Raw genomic sequence first — 20,446 nt, forward strand, 5'->3', positions numbered from 1 at the left:
AATCGTGTGTTTTCGACTGTAATCGGATATTTTGCTCCGATATCCGTAAGAAAAGACTGCTGAGAAGCGAGTCTCAAGCAGTCTTTAATCCATCTACTTATTTGATTACTTTGATTAATTTCGTGCCTTCAAACGAAACACCAGATTTCAGTTGACCTGTAATTGTAATTGAGGTTTCTTCCCCTTCATCAACTACAGTAAGAAGAGCTGCTCGTGAAAACTTCATTGACAATGTACGACCTGAAACTTCTGCAGTATCCTTAACTGGCTTTAATGCATAGTTAAGGTGAATGGACTCCAAATCAATGTCTTCAGCATTGAAACCATCAGGTAACTCAATGTAAAGGGTCGCGACTGAATCATTTTTCGCACTTGACTGTTGAACACCTTTTAAGTTCAATACTTGTGGATTAAATTCAACATCAGCTTCGATCGTTTCAACTTCAGGTTCTGGGTGGATCAATTTATTGAATGTTTCCCAAACATCATCCCATAAGATCTCTCCAGAGTCATTACGTTTAATCGAAACAATTCGACCATCATGATCTGTTTCAAAAATAGATTCTAAGCTAGCAAGAATTGTAGCAGATAGCTCTTCTCCTGATTTATTAACAGATGTACTACCATTAAACATGTAGTTTTGATCAGAAGCTAGTTCTGCTGGGTAACTATCTCTCGCACTCTCAACGTCAGCTGTTCGGTATGAAACAAATCCATCAATTGTGAAGTCCGTTGGAATATGTGCATACGTTGTAAAGCTTAAGTTTGCCCCGCCATTGTTATAGCCAATATTGTTCTGTGCAATCAATCCAGGATTACTATTACTCGTGAAGCCAAAATATCCATTCCCAAATGCAATGCTGTTTTTGATCACATGTGGAACGTGAACCCCTTCGCCACCAAGCTTAAATCCATTTTTACCCGCGTTTCCTTCATAACCATTTGTTAAACGGCCATTGTTAAAGGCAATACTATTCTCAATCGTAACCGCACCAATTGCCCCTGTTCCAACCTTGGTATAGAGGTCCCAACCATCATCAATGTTGTTATGAGACACACAACCTCGGAAGACATTTCCTTCTCCAACCGTTAATTTTGCAGCAAACCCATCAGCGTTATTTTCAGATGGGTCACGGTTATCAAAAGAAATACTATTTAACACCAAGTTATAAGACGGCCATTCTTCTCTAGGTGCAGAAGTATCCGTTCGACTGATTTGTAATCCTGTATCACCATGCTCAAAGAGGCGAACATTTTCAATGACATTATGGCTTCCACTAATTGTATAGCCTTTTGTGTTTCCGGCAGAACGAGCAAAGTCAATTCCTTCCACATGCCAGTAGTTGCCGCTATGCACAACCCCTTCTGAACGTCGATCAAAATCAATCAAAGGTCTCTCAGTTGCATCAGGGTCTGCGACTAAATATTTCATCGCTTCTGCTGTACCATCGTTATACTTTCTGATTTCAAGCAATGAATTACGAACGTAATTTCCTTCAAGAACAATGATTTTTTGACCTTCACGGACAAAGTGAATAGCCGTATCAAGATCTAATGGATTTGTTTTTGTACCGTCTCCAGCACTCGTTCCTGTTGGGGATACATACATATCTCCACCTTCGATAAAGGATCTTGTTTCAACTGTGAAGTTACGAACCATTTGATCATAGGAGGTTAAGAACTGAGTATCATCCGGTAAAAACGTTAAACTAAAGTTTGTGTTAGAATTCTCGTTTAGCACCGCTTTAATAGGTTTAACTTCTCCAGCTTGTACGACTTGGTCTTGAGCAATAACCTTTTGACCTTGTCTTACCGTAACAATCCCATCGACATTCGAACGGACCAATAAGTCATAATCCGTTTTTGATGTTTTATCAAGCGATAAAATACTTACTTGAGGAGAGACCGCTTCAGCTGGTGGTTCCAGTTTTGGAGCATCTGTTTTAGCAGCTGTTACTTGAAAATCAATGGCGCTCACTTCAATCGTAGCAAGACGAGCTGCGTAGAAACCTACATAAACCTTTGAATCTTGTACATGTAAAAGATCTGGCTCGAAGAACATCACTTCTTCCCCATTATTCAATTGACCTGTATAGCCACTGTTTGTTTTTGAGAGGGTAAGTCTATATTCCTTTTCAGGATGAGTATTTCCAACAGCAGGTCGCTCATGATGAAGCATTTTCTTTTGAATGCCTTCACTTCCCTCGCCATCGGAAGCTAAAACGCCAGTTCTTACAAAAGCTTGTGTACCATTTTCTTCTCTAGTACCTCCGCTAAACCCACCAATGGCAGCAATGTTTGATGCAAAAACACTTGCATCTTGAACTGAGTTAACTGCATCTCTTGCCATGATGCCAAATGATTCTTGCCCATCATGAGGAGTTTTCGCGTACTCTAAAACTTTAATATTTGCTGATAAAACAAAGTTATCTTCCTCAGCATCAATCTCAGTATAATAGAATGCAATTCCATCATGGTCTCCTGTAATTTTACCGCCGCCTTCTAACGCGACAACCTTAACAGAACCATCGTCTAACATCTCGACGTAGTTACGTTGATCAGAGCTTGATTGTCCAAATCTCATCGTCTTCCATTCTGTCTCCACATCTTCTCTAACGGATACAGAGTAAACAATCGAGTCAATAGATTCATCAGTCGGAGCAATCACTATGTCATACGTACCCGCTTTACTCGAATTAAAAGCAGATGAATCCACTGTATACTCACTTTCAGGTAAAACTTCTTTATCTAAATTATCATATACTTTTGAGACTACTAGTCCGGTAGAATTAAAGTTCTCATCAGTCACAAACGTTGTCTGCGGATAATTCGTCACTTTAATGGCCTCTAACTCTCTTTCTTTTACCCATACAGCAAAGTTTGTAGATACTCCCTTATGAGTAAATGTTACTTTACGCTCCCCTGTAGTTGTGGTCTCTAACTTTGAAACCTCATAATCACCTGCTAAAAGTCTCACTCCACTCCCGTTACTATACAGTGCATATAGACTTAGTCCAGCCAGATCTAATTCATCCCCTAGAAAGTAAAGGGTCTTCACAGGGGCTTGTCTTATTTCAAGTTTCTCCATTTCTGCATCTGTCACCACAACATCGAAGGTCGTTGTCGTATCAGGCGTTTCCGTTGAACGAACCGTTACCTCCACTGTGCCAGCTGATTCAAACACATATCCTTCATCAGTTAGTTCTTCACCTGAAATGATGAAGGAATATTGACTATTCTTGAGTTCTTCAAATTTATAACCGTTTTCATATTCTGCTACAACCGTAAAACCTAGAGGATCAAACGAATCTCCCTTGTAATAAACGGTTTTTGCAGGGAAATACTTAATGTCTAAACCTGTAACACTTAAAGCTTTAATTTCTAGATCAATCGATTTCGTTACCCCGTTGTAATTAATCGTAACCGTATTGGTTCCCACTTCACTACTGTCAAACCCAGTGACGATAAAATCATTGCTAGAAAGAACAGATTGACTACCATCTGAATATTGAGCCGTTACGACTAAACCTGTTAAGTCTAAGCTCTCGCCTCTCAAATACTCAGTTTTCATATTAGACGTATTTACATCTAATCCTGTTACTTGACGAGCATCAACATTGATTTCAAATTCACTATATATCACGTCCGCATCACGTGCTACGTAAAAACCGACGTAGATCTCATCAGTAAAAAGATCATCAAGAGTTACGGTTTCACTTTGACCATTGGCTGTTACAACAAAGGTATTCCCTGATTTACGAATGGTTAGGTCATATTCTTCTCCAGCAGCAGGAACGTTTAAATCTGTAAAAGGTTCGAATTTAGACTGTGTACCACCTTGCTTGTAAAAGCCTTTCATAACTGTATCCAAGGCACCAACTGCTACATACTCTGTCGTTTGCGTAATTGAATCGCCATGCTCACCAATTTCATCCCTTATCATCAGACCAAAAGATTTTTGGTTTGGTGTACTAATCGTACCGTTACTATTAAAACTGTTCACAGAGGCTTTAGTTTTTATTTCAAAATTAGCGGCTACAGATAGTTCTTTGTAATAAAACGATATTCCTTCGTCTGCAGCAGCTACTTTCCCACCAGTTGCTACCAACTTTACTGACCCATCGTCATTCAAAGTTGGTTCAGGATTGCGTTCGGAACTAGTATTCGAACCAAATGCATTAAAGTTCCAATCTCCAAGATCAATCTTGCCATCGTCAATCTTTATATTCACGTCACTAAATGTAACCGTTGTGTTTCTTGACGTGTAAAGTCCAGCAAAGTTAATTTCTCCATCATAATTCTCTATTAATCGAACTTCATCATTGATTTTTAGCATATAAAGATTGCCAGACTTTTGTATGCTCAGCTCGTATTCTTGATCAGCAGCAGGAGCAATAGCCTCAAATCCTAAGCCGTCTTTTTGTATACCAGAACTAGCATGCTTATAAAATCCTTTCATCTGTTGATCCAACGCACCCACTGCTACATAATCACCGGTAAAAGTTCCTTGATTTACATTCTCCAATACATTCCCACGGAGCATTAAACCAAAAGAGACCTGATTATTTGCAGTCCATGCATCCACATGAGCAGTTGCTGTAAGCTCAAAGTTCCCATCAGAGGGAACGTCCTTAAAATAATAAGCGATTCCCTCAGTGGAACTTGAAATTTTCCCTTTATCATTAGAGCTACGAACAGTTACTGTATCATTGTCATGTTCTGTAATCTCATAATTATCGTAGTTGATATTTCCCTGTCCTCCATTATCACCAAATACACTTCCTCTCCAGTCACTTGAGATCTGAATCATCTCTCGGTCTAGCTCATTCTCCCCTGTTTCGGCAAGAACGGCTAGATTCATCGGCGTTAAAACAAGGATAATTGCCATGATCATTGCAACAAAACGATGATGCTTTCTTCTCATAAGTACCCACTCCTCATTACAAATAATAGATTGATTAGTAAGTAAACCTCCTTTCTTAAAATGATGAACTATGATTATTCATGAAACACGGTTAGATAGCCGCTATCATGAAAAGGAATAACAATGAAAGATCACAAATATCAGATAGCATCCTTTTTAACAACGTTGTTAAAAAAGTACAAGAATAGCTAATTTCTACAATCCTTTCAATAACACTTTATTACAACGTTGTTATACTAAGGATTGTAATCGCTTACACGTATATCGTCAATCTATTTTTAGACGTAGTTCATAAGGCTCATAAGATAGAATTTTACATTTTAAATGGTAATTTAACAAATCAATAGTCTCACTATTGTGTTTTTGCTTTAACACCCAACACCCTACTCTTTCTTAAAAATTAATGTAAAAAACTGCCTTAAAAAACTAAGGCAGTTTCCTCATTCCTTACTTCCAAGATTCTAGTAACAAGTTTGCATAATTTGATAAATTCTTCTCTGCCTTTTCAGAAACAGTATCTTGCTTTGTTTTCTGTTCAAGTTGTGATACGAACTTATCTAAAGAAAGATGCTGCTTGTTTCGTAGATCCTTTATCCATTTGGTGTTTAGATTGTTTTAAAGTGTTTGTTAGCTTAGAAACGATCGGACCACTTACTTCTCCAGATGCAACATATTCCGACAATTCTTTTTCTATTTGCTCCATCAATCCTGGAGTCCAGAATGTAGGTATTGGAACCTTATCCCAGTCTATATCAGAAGCAAAATAGAAGCTAGGATATGCCGGCTGGTTATAAGTGGTTTGCTGCCACGCAATACCAGTACGATATTGGGCATCGTGCATTAAAGTATACAATTTACGGTCTGTTACTTCTGTACTTAAATAAATACGTATGGCCGAACTATCTGCTGTACGAATAAGTAGTTCCTCTCTCCAATCACCAAATACATCAGCAACTAAAGATGGATTTCCTTTTGTTCCATTATTCGTTCTTGTACCTGATGCAGTTAGAACTCTACCATTTTTCCAATCATCAATCGTTGGAGTTGCATTTCCCGATCCATTTACAATTTGTGTTGTCATATCTTTTGACCATTTGATGTTCATGTTCGTTCCTGGTGCTGAAGTTGATATTCTTTCTCCATCAGCTGTCCATAACCCAACACCCCATGTTTCTAAGCCACGACGGTCTGGGTCAACATCTCCAATCATTCCACGACCTGTATCTCTTCCCGTATAACCGCCATAAAGAACCTCACCAGTCTTGGCATCGCGAAGAGCGTAGCCATACGGAGCCCATGGCCCCCCTTCAAATACCATAAAGATCTCAAGTCCAGGACGATCGGGATCAATATCAGCCACATGTAGGGCGTCACCATGTCCAAGACGAGCCATGGTTCCTGGAGTAGCACTTTCTGGTGGCATAACATCCATCGAGCTATACAGCAATGTACCATCATGGTCAATCGTTGCCCCACCATAAATGATTTCTTGGTTTCCATCTCCATCCACATCAGCTGTGCTTAAGGAGTGGGCACCTTGAGTGGTAATCGTACCAAATTCAGGATCGGTACCATCTCTTCCATGAGGGCCATCATTAAATGGATTGGTCATTGGTGTCCAACCGCTATCAACATACCATCTTTCACTTAATTGCTCCCCATCCCAATCATAGGAAACAAGAGTTGTTCTTGTGTAATAGCCACGTGCAAAAACAGCAGAAGGTGTTTCTCCGTTCAGATAAGCTACACCCGCTAAGAAACGATCTACTCGGTTCCCAGGCTCAATCCGACTCATTGCATAGTCCCCCCACATTAAACCATCATCGTGACGACCTGGTTTATAGTGAATGGTTTCTAGCTCAGAACCTGTGGCACCATCAAACACGGTTAAATATTCAGGACCTTCTACGATAAAGCCTTCGAATTCTCTTAAACGGTTATTTCCACTTCTACTAGGTGCATAGACATCCATAAAATGATCAACTAAGCTTTCCGCATCCTCAAATGAAAGTGGATAGCTATATTGAGGCGCCATTCCTAATCCTTCCTCAATCGTTTCTGGCCAATTTCCATTAACAACCTCTTCATGCTCATGCCAGTGCATAAACATTTTTACAACATAATTATAATAATCATCGCGACTCATACGATAATCATCCTCATGACTATAACCGGCATCAATATCTTCTTGAGCCATTGTTATATACTCTTCTGAAGCCACATTTCCATCATCATCAAAATGGATGATTTTAGTTCCTGGAGCGGTTTTGAACATCATTTCCGCTTTTCCGTCTCCGTCGAAATCGTATACTAAAAATTGAGTGTAGTGAGCACCCGCTCTAATATTTTTACCTAGGTCAATTCGATAAAGAAGAGTTCCATCAAACTTATAGGCATCAATATAAACATTACCAGTATAGCCTCTTTGTGAAACATCTTTAGAATTAGAAGGATCCCACTTTACAAAAAATTCGTATTCCCCATCTCCATCTACATCCCCAACACTCATGTCATTTGCGGAATACGTATAAGTTTCCCCTGCAGGTGTTACCCCATCAGCAGGTTTCTGTAATGGTAAATCATAATAGGAATTTGCCCAAGGTGAAACGGATTCGCTCTGATCCATTTTTTGCCCATTTACTACAGCGCTCACATAGTAGTTCGACTCATTTGTACCTTCCTTATCTAAAAAGTTTGTACTATCAGCAACAGTAGCTATTTTCTGTCCATCTCGGTAGACATTAAAATTAGCACCCGTCAATCCATTTTCTGAATAGCCTGTTACTTCATTTGCTAACAAACGCCAACTAAGGAACACACCTTCAGAAGTCGAAGCGGCTACTAATCCCCTATCTAAGTATTCAAGCTGGATCACTTTGTCCTCTTTCACATCCATCGCAGTTGCACTAAAGGGTACAGGTAACAAAAGGGTCGTAGCTAAAACGACTGGCAGTACTTTGTTTACAAATGGAGTTTTCTTCAAATAACATCCACCTTTCTAGTAGTCTGTTTACATGGATTAAAACTTTATTGTGATATGACTTTTTATCACCTCCTTGACCGAACTTTGGTGGATATCGTATTAAGCTCTATCCACCATTCAAATGACAACTTTATATAGACGATTTAGTATTAAATTGCGTTTCTGCCTAATATATTAAAGCGCTTACAAACGATTAATTACATAACCACCGTCTACTGTTTCGGTCAACTTATTATAAAGTCAACCTCTTTATTATTTAAATATTAAAAATGTTAAATATCTTTTCTATAACAACAAGAACGGCATATCATGAAAAAACAGTTTATATATCCTGTATCAAAAGGATGATTTTGAAGACCTTTATAGGGATTTCTCACTACGAAATTCCTATAAAATTATACATCTCCCCCAGATCGTCACTTATATAAGTTTAAAATGATTCTCCTCCTCATTAATTCCTGAATCTTTATGTACTTTTTAACTTATAAAGTGAATTTTACAAGATGAGTTTTCATAAAATGACATAAGTTGAACAGTCATGTGTAATACCAAGGCGCAAACGATCCATAAGTGGTTATAGAGGAATCTGATCAAATAGTAGAAGCCCTACAGAATAACGGTATAAATATAGAGTATCTCGTCCTTAACAACGAGGGCCATGGCTTCTCGAATAAAGAAAATGAAAATAAAGTATATGAAAAAATGTTAAATTTTTGGTAAAACAACACTAGAACCACTCAAAATCCCACTTGGAAATGACCCCAAGTGGGATTTTACCTGTTTGAACTAATAGATAATGGTAAGTGACATTTAAAACTTTCTTAAACGAGAATAATTCCTTTATCATTCAACACTATTTTCAAGGATACTCTTACAAACGACAGATTTCATAACTACAGACAAAAATTAAACAAACGTTTGATTAATTTTTGTCGCACTATGTCCGAATGTGTTAGTTATTAACAGACGTTACCATATTGCAGTTCATCTAACTCTGATTTAGTAAGCAAAGGAACTATGATTTCTCCTAGTTAGAAACTATATCAACTAACTAATATCTTTTTTTCATTCATCTGAAATCTTATTAAGTTAATAAGATTTCGTCAAATGAGATTCCCGTTCTAAAAGCTAACGATTTAATGTAATCATTTTTTAGCAAATAAAAAACCCTCTAATCAACCGACTAGAGGGTCTATGAATCTTATAGAGAACCTTTTTTTAGAGACTCTGCAACTTGAACGGTGCGTTTAGCTTGATATTTTGCTGCTTCTTCCACATTCTCTTGCATCTTACCGTCTTGATCAACGGTGACACTTGTTCCATACGGATTACCACCAGAGGCAAACAATAATGGATCTGTATATCCAGGCGCAGCAACAATCGCTCCCCAATGATACATCGTTGTGTAAAGAGAAAGAATTGTTGCTTCTTGACCGCCATGAGCATTACTTGCAGACGACATCGCACTAACAACCTTGTTTGCAAGTTTACCATGGAACCAAAGTCCACCTGTAGTGTCTAAGAATTGCTTCATTTGAGCTGGCATGTTCCCAAATCGAGTCGGTACGCTAAATACAATCGCGTCTGCCCATTCCAAATCATCTAATGTTACTTCAGGTACATCAGCTGTAGCTTCAAGATGCTCTTTCCATGCCGGATTTGAATCAATCGCTGCTTGTGGAGCAAGCTCAGGTACTTTAAGTAGTTTAACTTCTGCTCCTGCTGCTTGGCCGCCCTCTTCTGCCCATTTAGCTAATTGGTAGTTAGACCCTGTTGAACTATAGTAGATAACGGCTAATTTAATGTTTGACATTTCAATCGACTCCTCTTTGTTTGAATTCCTAAATAATTTTTTAAAAAAACTCATCATCATTTCAACTCCTACGTCTTTTAATGTGATATCCAATGCACTACTTGAATATCATCACCTCCTCATAAAATTACACCTATTTTATTTTATCTTATTTCATATATCACGAATTAGAGATATCAGGCAACAAGAAGCCCTTTATAGACTTCTATTTAGGTCGTTCTAACTCAATCATCTCACCTAGCTTTGCATAAAAGTTCCCAGCTAAACGACTGATCGGTCTCAAATTTTCAGCATCAATCCGTCCATTCTGATAAAGCTCCTCTTGAATGTGATACTGAACCACACGACCAATTAATAGTTCACAGGCAGGTTCTTGTTCCGTCCCTCCAAGAGAAATGGCTTTTTCTAAAATACACTCCATTCGAACCTTTGCTTCTTGTATACCCGGGACTTTTATTTTTAAACTTTCAACAGGCGTTAGCTTAGCGTCCTCCACTTCACTTACATTAGAAGGGAGACTTTTAGCTGTCACATTAAGTTGATTTAAATAAAACTCATCAGCAACGTGGACAACAAACTCTTTATGCTCAATCGCATTGCGAGATGTATCCTTCATCACACCATTTGATCGCTGTACTGAGACTGAAATCATAGGAGGGTTAGCGGAGACGATATTAAAATAACTAAACGGGGCTGCATTTAACACACGATCTTTCGAAAGTGTTGTTACAAAAGCCACAGGTCTGGGAATAATGCTACCTGTTAAAAATTTATAATTCTCTTGTTCAACCAAATCACTTGGATCGACCGCTTTCATCCTTGCTCCTCCCCTCACATTTCATATATTCTTATTTCGAGATAATTTGAATCAAAAAAATTATAATTCCTGTGCATGGAATCCTAATTTTTTTAATTGTACGATCATGTCTTCCTTATCTTCTAATTCTAGTCCACCAAATATCTCATCAATAGCCGCACGATGCTTAGGAAATATGTCACTCATCAAATTCGTTCCATCTTCCGTTATTGCTGCATACGTAACACGCCGATCCTTTGGACAAGGCTTTCGAGTAAGGTAGTTCTTTTTCTCGAGTTTATCAACAACGTAAGTAATACTGCTGCTAGCTAGCAACACTTTTTCTCCAATTTTCTGGATGGGCTGTTCCCCTTTACTATAAAGAAGTTCAAGAACAGCAAATTCAGTTGGATTCAGACCGTAGCTTTTTATATCTTCTTCTACACGCTTCGTCACAGACTGCATAGCACGGGACATCACAACGAATAATTTAAGCGACTGATCCTGATTATATGAATGCATGGTCATCAGTTCCTTTAATTAATATCTCAGTTTCGAGATAATTATATCCTGAATGAAATAACCATGTCAACAGATAACGATACCAAAAAAACAACCCGATAAAGAATTTACCTTTATCGGGGTAACGGTTACTACAGTTTAAGCTTCGTATGTAAATGGACTAACTCTTTAGCTAATGTATCAATACGATCCCTAACCTCTTTATCAACAATTACGTTCGATTGATCAAAACAACTACTATGAACAAACACATTTGTTGGAGTAATTGCCTTAAAAAACGAGAGGATCGGCTTTAATTGATGATCGGCTACAAGAAAATGTTTTTCTGAACCAGCAGTAGTGACAGTACCTACTACTTTTGACTCAAAGACATTTGTCGGAAGATGATCAAACAAGTTTTTCAATGCACCCGTAATAGAAGCTTGGTAAATAGGTGTTCCAATTACAAATAAGTCGGCATCCGTAATTTTCTTTATAACCACTTGCGTATCCTCATTATAGTCATGTAGCGGCTTCCCAACAACAAACTCAACTTCATAATGCTTCATGTCCAATAATTCAATCTCTAATTTAGGTTCAAGTTCTTGAGCCTTTTTGATCACTTCATTAACAGCAATAGCCGTTTTCTCACCAATCAAAGATCCAGAAATTCCTAGTAATTTCAACCAGAATCGCCCCTAACATTATTTTTTGCAACAGTTCTATCTTACATTATGTATCATACCTTACTATTAAAACAGATATTAGCCAAAAGTACAAAAGAAAGACATGAACGATCTATAAACTGATGAAAATAAAAAGGAATCCAATGGCAGAATTTGTAACAACATGTCGATTTTTTTGGAAATTATTTGCTAATTATCCCATAGTAAATATGGTACTATGGTAATAACCTATTAACATAAACACACTGTAAACAAATCTTACACACGATTTTCTACCTACTTTTATTTCCCATCAAAACGTATAGTAATGTTCTTTTTCGTTTTTTAAAAAACTGAATAAAATGAAAAAGGCAAACTTATTGAAAAATAAGGACGCAAAGCTTCAGGTCTAAGGTAAACCTACTTACTAGGACGGCTGAGTTACCGAACAATGGAGGAATGAAATGTGATCGTAAAAGAAGAAAACACGAAAGCACTTGACCTAGAGTGGATCGAGCTGTTCATAGAAGCAAAAGACATGGGACTGCCCCCTGAAGAAATCAGAGAATTCCTCTTACATACTAGTAACAAGTTAAGATCTTGATTGTTGTAAAAGTACGGTAGAAAAGGATGGAAGATGGGTACTTAGGTACCCATCTTTTTTCTGCATTATTTTGTATATACCTAATTAAATAAAAGCTAAACAGCTTTTTGAAATTTATTTTTTCGTTAGGGTCAACAAGTTGATTTCTGGAGGGTTAAGAAAACGGAATTGCAAAAACGGTATGGCGTCACTGCTGCCGAGACCAGTGCTGACGTATTGTTTGGTTCTTTCGTACTCCCATAAGCCTTTCACTCGGTCTTGTGGTGGGAATAAGCCGTTACGATCATACCAAGGTTCTGGGACGAATAGAGCACCTAAAAACGGGAGGCGAATTTGGCCGCCGTGGTAGTGACCGGCGAGGATGAGGTCGAAGTTTCTAAACATATATTCTGGATGACTTTTAATAAAATCTATTCTAGCATCTACAATAGGATAATGATTTAATGCAATAATGGCATCATCTGTATGTTCTAAGTGGTCCAATAGTGAAATTTCATTATAAAGATTTCTCAAATGGTTTAAATACTTTTTTGTCACTTCATTATTGGGTTCTGCCCTGCTATCAAGTTCCTTTATTTTGCTTTCCCAATCTAGAATGGACAATTCAAATTCAACGAAATGTATATGAGACTGTCCGTTTTGAATGGAATGAATAGATTCAAGTAAATATACACCACGCTCTTCCATCCCTTTTATGAAATCGTGTTTATCAAAAGGATTTTGCGGCTGTGAAATATAATTATTAGGATCCGCATTACCAGGTACATAAATAGCATGTTCCTTATTATATATTCCTTCAATAAGATCATAAAAAGGTTGATAATGTGTACTACGATCGCTATCAAGCATATCTCCAGTAAAAACAATAGCATCATAATGAATATTATTAATAGAGTTGATAAGTTTCTTTTGTCGTTTTCCAAACTCTTTTTCATGTAAGTCCGAGACTTGAAGAATGGTAAACCCCTCAAGCTCACCCGGAAGGTTCTCTATTCCTATTTCTTGTTCTACCACAATAATTCGGTTATTGTCCCAGATGATAAAAACAAGTAGAACAACAAATACAAATAAAAGACCAACCATGGTCTTACCTCCTCTTTTTCTCAACGCAATCGCCCCAATAGCTTTATATTTATTAACTTAGAAAAGGATGACTTTCTAGAGTCACCCTCCTTGTTTTACGGTGTTGCTTCCATTTGATTACGTAATAAATGACTAAACGTACTTTTCTTCTCTTCAGAGAGTTGTGTGAATCCACCTTTTTGAATAATCTCTCCATTATCTAAAACCACAACTTGATCGGCATTACGAATCGTTGATAGACGATGAGCGATAACGATAATCGTCATCTTCCCTTTTAACCGTTCTAGAGCTTTCTGAATTTTAGCTTCGTTCTCTGTGTCTAATGCACTTGTAGCTTCATCTAATACTAGAATAGAAGGATTTCGTAAAATTGCTCGAGCTAATACTAGGCGTTGACGCTCGCCACCAGACAGTTTAATTCCGCGATCTCCGATTACCGAGTCCAGCCCTTCTGGTAGCTTTCTTACAAACTCAGCAGCAGACGAAAATTCAAGGGCATTCCACATTTCATGCTCGCTTGCATCTGGAACAACCAACTCTAAGTTTTCTCTGATACTTGCATTGAATAAGAATGGGTCTTGTGGAACGTAACTGATGGCTCTTCTTAAAGAAATTAAGTTCTCATTCGTTAACGGGGTTCCGTCTATAAGCACCTGCCCGTTTTCTGGCTGATTAAGTCCCATTAATAAATCAATTAAGGTACTTTTCCCTGCTCCTGAGCGGCCGACAAAGGCTGTCATCTGATTTGCAGGAATATGAAGGTTAATATCTTTTAGCGCGTAGGCTGATTCATTGTAACGGAAAAAGATATTTTGACAGTCAATTCCTTCTCTCACTTGAAGCGGTTTTACGTTCTTGCTATTCAAATCATCAAATTCTTTTGCGGATCGACATTCGTATTGTAATGCTTTAACCGCTTTAAAGGATGGAATTGTCGTCGCAATTTGCTCCAATGATCCTTGTATTCCAGCAACTCGTGGCCATAACCTTGAGAAAATAATAATGATCAGCATTAATTGTGCTGCTTGTGCATTAAAGAGCTGTACCGCAATAAAGATGAATGTCGCAATCAACACTGCTGAAGCAATTTTATAATAAAACTGTGACGTTGTTTTTAACATGGTATATTCAATCTGCTCTTTTTCCATACTACTTGTGACAGTTCGATACCAATGCATCCGCGATTCTTCTAATGTGTTACTTTTAATATCCTTGATTCCATTAATTTGATCCGTAATCCCACTTAAATAATCTCGCCCAAGAGTAAAGCTTCTGTTTCCTAACTCAAGCGAGCGTTTTAAAAACTTACGGTTAAAAAGTAAAAGAATAAAACCGCATGCTAGAACAAAGCTTGTAATCGTCGGTGACAACCAGAAAGCTAATCCAATTTGGATCATAGTGAAAATTAAGGATGCTAAAAACTGTAAAAACGAATGTGTAGCAGCACTTGATTTAGCAATTTCAGCTGTTAAAATATGAATCAAATCTGTTTTTCTATTCTTGACAAAAAATCTCCAATTTGCATGTAACAAAGATTGATAAGTTTCTACCCTCATGTGACGAAAAAAGCCGTGTTGAATTTTTGCGTTTCTAATCGTAATTTGCCTTGAGATTAAATTCTGGCCAACAACAATTAACACAAAGATTCCAAGGATGACAGGTAAACCTAGAGTACTTGGAAGGTCATTTAAAAAACCTAATACACCAGCTAGTGGCGTTCCTTCCGCATCTAAATTTACAATCCCTGTCATACTGATCATCGGAATCAAGAGCAAAATCCCAACTCCGTCCAACAGACCAATCAAAAGCATAGCAAATAGATTAATATAAAGAATCTTACCTGCGTAAGAGTCAATTTGCTTTAAGAAATATAAAATATCTTTCATTTAATAAGCCTCCTACGAGATCGCTTGTTTCTTCGTTTTGCGCCAAGCCCACAAGACTGGACGTAGTGGGAAATATAAAAAGTGCAATGATGTAGGTAATGGTAACGTTTGAGCATCCTCTGGAAACGGATGAAGAAAACTAGCAAGATGAATTATTTTTTGTTGACTAGACATTAATGAGAACAGATGTTTCGCATGATAACGTGCAATCTCTCTAGGAACAGGATCTGTATGTAGATTTACCATCTGTTCGAGGTAAAAGACTGCTTCCTCAGCCAGTTGTTTTGCGTTTTTTGTTAAGAATGGTCTCATTCCGTCTGAAAACTCTGCACCTAGTAAATTAGAAGCTAATATAATGGCTTGCCCTCCAACATGTGGGTTATGATACTTATCAAATAAACCGTACACAGATTCCCAGTTTAGTGATTGCTGCATCATCTTTTGAATATCCACTAACCACCGAAGACGTGACCAGCCATGTCTTGCTCCGTGTGCCACAAGAAACACAAATAGATCTTCTGTACCTAATATGGAAACGGAACTATTCGGAATCGTACTTGTTCTTCTCCGTTCCCATAACTCTTGAAAACTTGGTTCTTTCCCAGGACCTGGATGTAGACGCCAATGAATCTCAAGCTTCATCCCCTTCACAGGATGATAATAGGTTACGTGATGATGCCGCCAGCGCCAATCATTTAAAACAGTATCGAAATAATCATCCTTCTCATACCCGAGTTCTACCAATAAACGCTCGGCTTGTTCTAACTGGTCAATCGGAATGAGAAAATCTAAATCGCTCGAAGTACGAAGCGATAAATCTCCATACAGGTCATGAGCAAGAACAGGACCCTTTAAAAAAAGAGTTCGTATATCATGATTAGCAAACAAAGAGCTAACCATTTCCATCTCTGCTGTTAGTGGTAGCATTCGAAAGGTATTTTGCTGATAATATGCTTTTAGTGTCTTCGAAACATCAGATGGAATCGTAACATCAGATTGTTTAAGATGAGCGTAAAGTGATGGATAGACACGATGATGTAAAGAGAGTTCCAAAAACTGGTTCCAGTTCATGTCAGTCAACTGAAGATCTTGAAAATGACTTTGATATTTCATTAGCTCACATATGAATTTCAGCTCACTGCAAATGGTTTCTGTTTTAATTAAGTGATTCATGAGATTCTCCTTCAAGCTTTTCAGAGGTTAGCACCTTTGCAAATTTGGCTATTACCGTAAAACGCTCCATTCCTTCCGCTCCAGTGATATAAAAAGGTCCACTTCGTAACCATGCATGTGCAACAAACTGACCTTTGTCATCTTTCCCTGTTCCTAAATACAAGGTAGAATTGATGTTTCGCTTCTCAAGCATTTTCATGGCCGCAATGGCCTTAACGAGACACTGGCTTTCCCAGAACGTATAATTACTCATCATATGAACTGCATTAGAAACTTTCCTAAGTGTTGGCTTATCTTCTAGATTAGGAGTGTGAGAGGTTTCAACCATTTTCGTTCCTAACGAGGGAACCACTTTAGAAAAAGGCAGAAGCTTCAAAAATCTCGCCCACCCCAAATAGAGATAAGCTTCTACGAGCATTCCTTTCATTTCCCGATCTATATTAAGAAATGCCTTTACCTTTCTGATTACTCTCATTCGATAGTCCCTCCATAACTCTACTAAATTAGCTTTCTAGTTTAATTAAGCCTTCACTGTGTAATTGATGTAAGAAGTTTAAGACATGTTCTTCACATTCTTCGGTTTCAACGTCATACTGCAATTGAAGTTTTGCAATAACCCCTTCAATGGAAATTGGTTTAGTTATTAAATCCCAAATGTCGCCGCCAATATCACCAAGGTTGTAATACTTTCCATTATGAATACTAAGCATCACTTTCTCGCCATCCATATCAGAGACAATATTCCCTTCTACTTGAGATACGACTTGTTCTTTACCTAACTTTACGTTTTTAATCATACAACCTTCTCCTCCTTACGAACTGTAGATAAAATTAATTCCGTTAATTCATGAGCAGTAAAACGATTTATAGGTCTTTGTAATTGGAACATCTCGAGCTGGTTCACCATTTTAGCGGTTAATTGAAAATGCCATTCTAATAAACCCGCTGGTGTAATGAAAAAGTTTCTGTACGTATGGCTAAACAAAGTATGTAAACTCTCTAACCCTTGAACCAATTTAAATTCAATGTCGTCGTTCTCTGTTTTTAGTAACTCAATAACTCCAGCAAGCTGAGTTATTTCAGAACTGAATTGATCACGAACGGGAATAGCAAATTTTGTCTCGCGGTCAACTATAGGACGATAGCCCTCAGATGTCATTCCGAATTGATCCAGACTTTCGATCCAAAGCTTTTGTTGCGGATAAGCTGGGGTTATAACAGGAACACCTTTTTCATTTAACGTAACGGGAATGACATCATCACTTAAAAGCTTGTAGCCTCTTTTTAAGAATGCCGAAGCTAACGTCGATTTTCCTGCACCAGAATTACCTACAATGGCATAAGCTTTGCCATCAATTACTAGGGCACTTCCATGAAGAGGGAGAATTTTTCTCTGCATTAAAATAGCACCCATACACGTTCCAAGGATGTATAACCTTAACTGATCTTCTTGAACCTCGCCTATTGGAGAAACAAAGATTTCATTCCCATTTTGGATAAGAAAAATTCCAACTTCAGGAATACGGAATAATACATAATCTTCTTTGATAAAGAAATACTGATCATCTCCAGCACATTCTTCCCACAACGAAGTAAGAATGGTTTGTTCAATCTTAACGTCAATCTGATTAGTAGAATATGTAGTAGACTGAAGTAACTCTGGTAGAGGAAATTCGCTTTCTATCTGTAATCCAAAAGCTGTGTAGATTGTTTTCAACGGTGGTTCCTCCTTAGTACATTTCTATTTTACTTTTAATAGGTTCCCCTATACTTGCTTAAGGTATAAGGGGGGTAAATACTAATGGCTATTAACTACAACTAATTCGATTATCCGGTCTATTATTCGTTCTACCTTCATGAGTTACCGGCGGATCATGGACATCGGAGCAATCAGGTATTGCTCCTCCTCTACCAGTCATTGTCATACTCACATCAAGTATTTCTAATACTGGTGTATGCCATTCTTTCTTCATCTCTTCACCTCCCTTCATGCTAAGTTTCTCTTCAAGAATCGATGAACAATTAAAGCTCGAGTTAAAATTCTAAAGTGTGGATCTAACAGATACTCTGGACGAGGTTGATTCCCAAGATTATCAATTGCTTCCTTTATTGCCTTTATATTGAGGAAGTCAGCAGTTTCTTGTTGATTACATATATCCTTAACTTCTTCAATAAAGTCATTCCATGAAGCAGACATCCGATGTACTACATCAGCCCCCTGAATTCCTCGAATTTGCTGGTTAAGTCTCACTTTATCTGGTAAGTACGTTTTAGTTGCTCTTCGAATAAGTGAGCGATCGAAGCCATTCTGAACATACTGACTATCTGGAACACTTAAGCAAAAGCGTATAACTCTTATATCATTAGTTGGATCACGTTCCCATAATGAATAGCGCAATGACAACTTGGTACCTAATACCCCACTTTTATTCCAGCGGTATAACTGTTGAAAATGTCTTTTTCTTATGGCATTATCACTTTTTAATAGATCCCCTGTAAGGCTCAAGCCATGCTCTTTTAACTTACTAAAAACACCTGTTTGTTTTGCGAATGTTGGGTTGATCAACGAAGGAACTTGATAAGAATCATTTTTGTGTAACAGTTGATTCAGAAAAGGAAAGGAATAATCTCTTACTGTTGGTAATACATCTGTTTTTCCTAACCTCAAGTTTTTTGTATAATAAGTTAATTCTTTATTAAGTTGAACCAACCTAAATCTCTTTAATAGTTTAGAGTAATACGACATAGCAGAACCCCACGAAATAGACCAATTTCCTCTGGCACCATTTAGAAGAATATTGATACCTTCTTGATTCGCATTCTCATAGATTCCCTTAAGCCAGAAAGAGTTTTCAAAGAATTTATATGGCATTTCCATAATTTCTAGCCAATCATCAACCTCAGATAATGGGCTAATACCATCAAAGTCTAAATAATGGTCCTTAATATTTCCAACATGCTTTACAGTAGATTGGATATAAGGCCTTTCATCTGCAAGTAATGATTTATGAGTCCAATCCTCAAATCCCCTTTCCGGGATATAACTAAATGTATGTAACTGTTTATTACTTTTTTTTAGCTCATGTCCGGCAAAACTAACGACTGAACCCGAATCTAAGCCTCCACTCAAATGTGAACCAACTCCACCTTGAGTACGCAGCCGATCTGTTACAGCTCGCTGAAATACCTCTTGAAAAGCTTCTTCATACTCTTCATTCGACTTGAGCCTTAATGTTTTCTTGACTTCAATCCTGCTATATCTTGAAATTGTAACTCGACCATCACTAACCGTAATACTATGTGAAGGAGGAACTTGAGAGATAGCCTTATAGGCCGTGGTTGTCATGTCTACTGCTTCTACCATATTTGGAATAGCTAAGTATTCAGCCAACCATCCTTCATTTAGTTTCTTTTTAACATGTGGTATTGTAAATAATGGCTCTACTGTTGTAGAAAAGGCGAACTGACTTCGATCATTATAATAGTAAAGCGTACGCGCCCCACTGAAATCTCTAGCACCAAAAAGTTTTCGTTTTCTCTCATCCCAAATCATAAAAGCAAAATCACCAATTAGAAATTTAGGTACTTCTTCTCCCCATTTTTGATAGGCCAAAATAATTAATTGACTGTCAGGGATGGTTTTTCTTTGATGCTTATCTACTTGCAACATCTCAAATAACTCTTTTCGATTATCAATGATCACATCCGCTGTAATTGCTAGCTGTCTTTCATAATCATAATAAGGTAACTGTTCACCGATCGATTCTGGAGTAATCCATTGTGCATGGCAGCCTAGGAAAATATGCTGTTTCTGCCATGTTTGAATATCATCAGCAGGAAATTTCTCAAAGGTCTTCATCAAACTATAAATTTGCTCTATCCTGACTAAGTTCTTATTAAAATGAAAAAGTCCCGTGATCGCACTCACAACTTCACCTCCATTTCTTCTCACTAAAAGCGCACATCTCCCCTAGTCATTCGTTATAAAGGACAAAAAAACAAAAAAATATATTAATAT

The 20,446-nt window shown here is 37.7% G+C and carries 13 protein-coding genes, 3 pseudogenes and 1 riboswitch; of the genes and pseudogenes, 2 read left to right on the top strand and 14 right to left on the bottom strand.

Annotation, left to right across the window (positions count from 1 at the left end):
- Window positions 1-97: 97 nt before the first annotated feature.
- Both PQ474_RS03150 and PQ474_RS03155 read right to left on the bottom strand, forming a co-directional pair.
- Entirely contained in the window at window positions 98-4,924 is a 4,827-nt protein-coding gene (locus PQ474_RS03150) for a bacterial Ig-like domain-containing protein (protein WP_273840496.1), read from the bottom strand.
- A gap of 447 nt (window positions 4,925-5,371) precedes the next feature.
- A pseudogene (locus tag PQ474_RS03155) lies at window positions 5,372-7,850 on the bottom strand (rhamnogalacturonan lyase).
- A gap of 606 nt (window positions 7,851-8,456) precedes the next feature.
- Here PQ474_RS03155 and PQ474_RS03160 point away from each other — a divergent pair.
- Window positions 8,457-8,627: pseudogene (locus tag PQ474_RS03160) on the top strand (alpha/beta hydrolase family protein); the annotation flags it as partial.
- 481 nt (window positions 8,628-9,108) lie between these two features.
- Here the strand turns inward: PQ474_RS03160 and wrbA are convergent.
- From wrbA to PQ474_RS03180, 4 genes are all read right to left on the bottom strand, one after another.
- The gene (gene wrbA, locus PQ474_RS03165) at window positions 9,109-9,774 is read right to left on the bottom strand and encodes an NAD(P)H:quinone oxidoreductase (protein WP_273840910.1); all 666 of its coding nucleotides are present in this window, start codon (window positions 9,772-9,774) and stop codon (window positions 9,109-9,111) included.
- Window positions 9,775-9,925: 151 nt separating this feature from the next.
- Window positions 9,926-10,537: a flavin reductase family protein gene (locus tag PQ474_RS03170; protein ID WP_273840497.1), complete on the bottom strand. Its 612-nt coding sequence runs from the start codon at window positions 10,535-10,537 to the stop codon at window positions 9,926-9,928.
- 60 nt (window positions 10,538-10,597) lie between these two features.
- Window positions 10,598-11,038 carry a MarR family winged helix-turn-helix transcriptional regulator gene (locus tag PQ474_RS03175; RefSeq protein WP_273840498.1) on the bottom strand — a complete coding sequence of 147 codons (441 nt, stop codon included), beginning with the start codon at window positions 11,036-11,038 and terminating at the stop codon, window positions 10,598-10,600.
- A 131-nt stretch (window positions 11,039-11,169) separates the two neighbouring features.
- On the bottom strand, window positions 11,170-11,703 hold the full coding sequence (locus PQ474_RS03180) for an NADPH-dependent FMN reductase (RefSeq protein ID WP_273840500.1): 534 nt from the start codon (window positions 11,701-11,703) through the stop codon (window positions 11,170-11,172).
- 339 nt (window positions 11,704-12,042) lie between these two features.
- Window positions 12,043-12,131, top strand: a riboswitch (cyclic di-GMP riboswitch).
- 17 nt (window positions 12,132-12,148) lie between these two features.
- Here PQ474_RS03180 and PQ474_RS03185 point away from each other — a divergent pair.
- On the top strand, window positions 12,149-12,286 hold the full coding sequence (locus PQ474_RS03185) for an anti-repressor SinI family protein (protein ID WP_273840502.1): 138 nt from the start codon (window positions 12,149-12,151) through the stop codon (window positions 12,284-12,286).
- Window positions 12,287-12,400: 114 nt separating this feature from the next.
- Here PQ474_RS03185 and PQ474_RS03190 read toward each other — a convergent pair whose 3' ends face one another.
- The 8 genes and pseudogenes from PQ474_RS03190 to PQ474_RS03225 all read right to left on the bottom strand — a co-directional run bounded on the left by PQ474_RS03190 (window position 12,401) and on the right by PQ474_RS03225 (window position 20,356).
- Entirely contained in the window at window positions 12,401-13,369 is a 969-nt protein-coding gene (locus PQ474_RS03190; RefSeq protein WP_273840504.1) for a metallophosphoesterase, read from the bottom strand.
- 95 nt (window positions 13,370-13,464) lie between these two features.
- Window positions 13,465-15,255: an ABC transporter ATP-binding protein gene (locus PQ474_RS03195; RefSeq protein WP_273840506.1), complete on the bottom strand. Its 1,791-nt coding sequence runs from the start codon at window positions 15,253-15,255 to the stop codon at window positions 13,465-13,467.
- A gap of 12 nt (window positions 15,256-15,267) precedes the next feature.
- Window positions 15,268-16,428 carry a nucleotidyltransferase domain-containing protein gene (locus PQ474_RS03200; RefSeq protein WP_390186621.1) on the bottom strand — a complete coding sequence of 387 codons (1,161 nt, stop codon included), beginning with the start codon at window positions 16,426-16,428 and terminating at the stop codon, window positions 15,268-15,270.
- On the bottom strand, window positions 16,412-16,903 hold the full coding sequence (locus PQ474_RS03205) for a lasso peptide biosynthesis B2 protein (protein WP_273840507.1): 492 nt from the start codon (window positions 16,901-16,903) through the stop codon (window positions 16,412-16,414). The genes PQ474_RS03200 and PQ474_RS03205 overlap by 17 nt, the downstream gene beginning before the upstream one ends.
- Before the next feature lie 28 nt (window positions 16,904-16,931).
- Entirely contained in the window at window positions 16,932-17,225 is a 294-nt protein-coding gene (locus PQ474_RS03210) for a lasso peptide biosynthesis PqqD family chaperone (RefSeq protein WP_273840508.1), read from the bottom strand.
- A complete protein-coding gene (locus PQ474_RS03215; RefSeq protein WP_273840510.1) occupies window positions 17,222-18,145 on the bottom strand; it encodes an aldolase in 924 nt (307 codons plus the stop codon). The genes PQ474_RS03210 and PQ474_RS03215 overlap by 4 nt, the downstream gene beginning before the upstream one ends.
- Window positions 18,146-18,296: 151 nt before the next feature.
- Window positions 18,297-18,401, bottom strand: a pseudogene (locus PQ474_RS03220) (paeninodin family lasso peptide); the annotation flags it as partial.
- 14 nt (window positions 18,402-18,415) lie between these two features.
- Entirely contained in the window at window positions 18,416-20,356 is a 1,941-nt protein-coding gene (locus PQ474_RS03225; RefSeq protein ID WP_273840511.1) for an asparagine synthase-related protein, read from the bottom strand.
- Window positions 20,357-20,446 lie beyond the last annotated feature (90 nt).

Origin of the sequence: Halalkalibacter alkalisediminis, from assembly GCF_028610705.1 — a bacterium.
In the GTDB taxonomy this organism is placed as follows: Bacteria; Bacillota; Bacilli; order Bacillales; family Bacillaceae_D; genus Halalkalibacter; species Halalkalibacter alkalisediminis.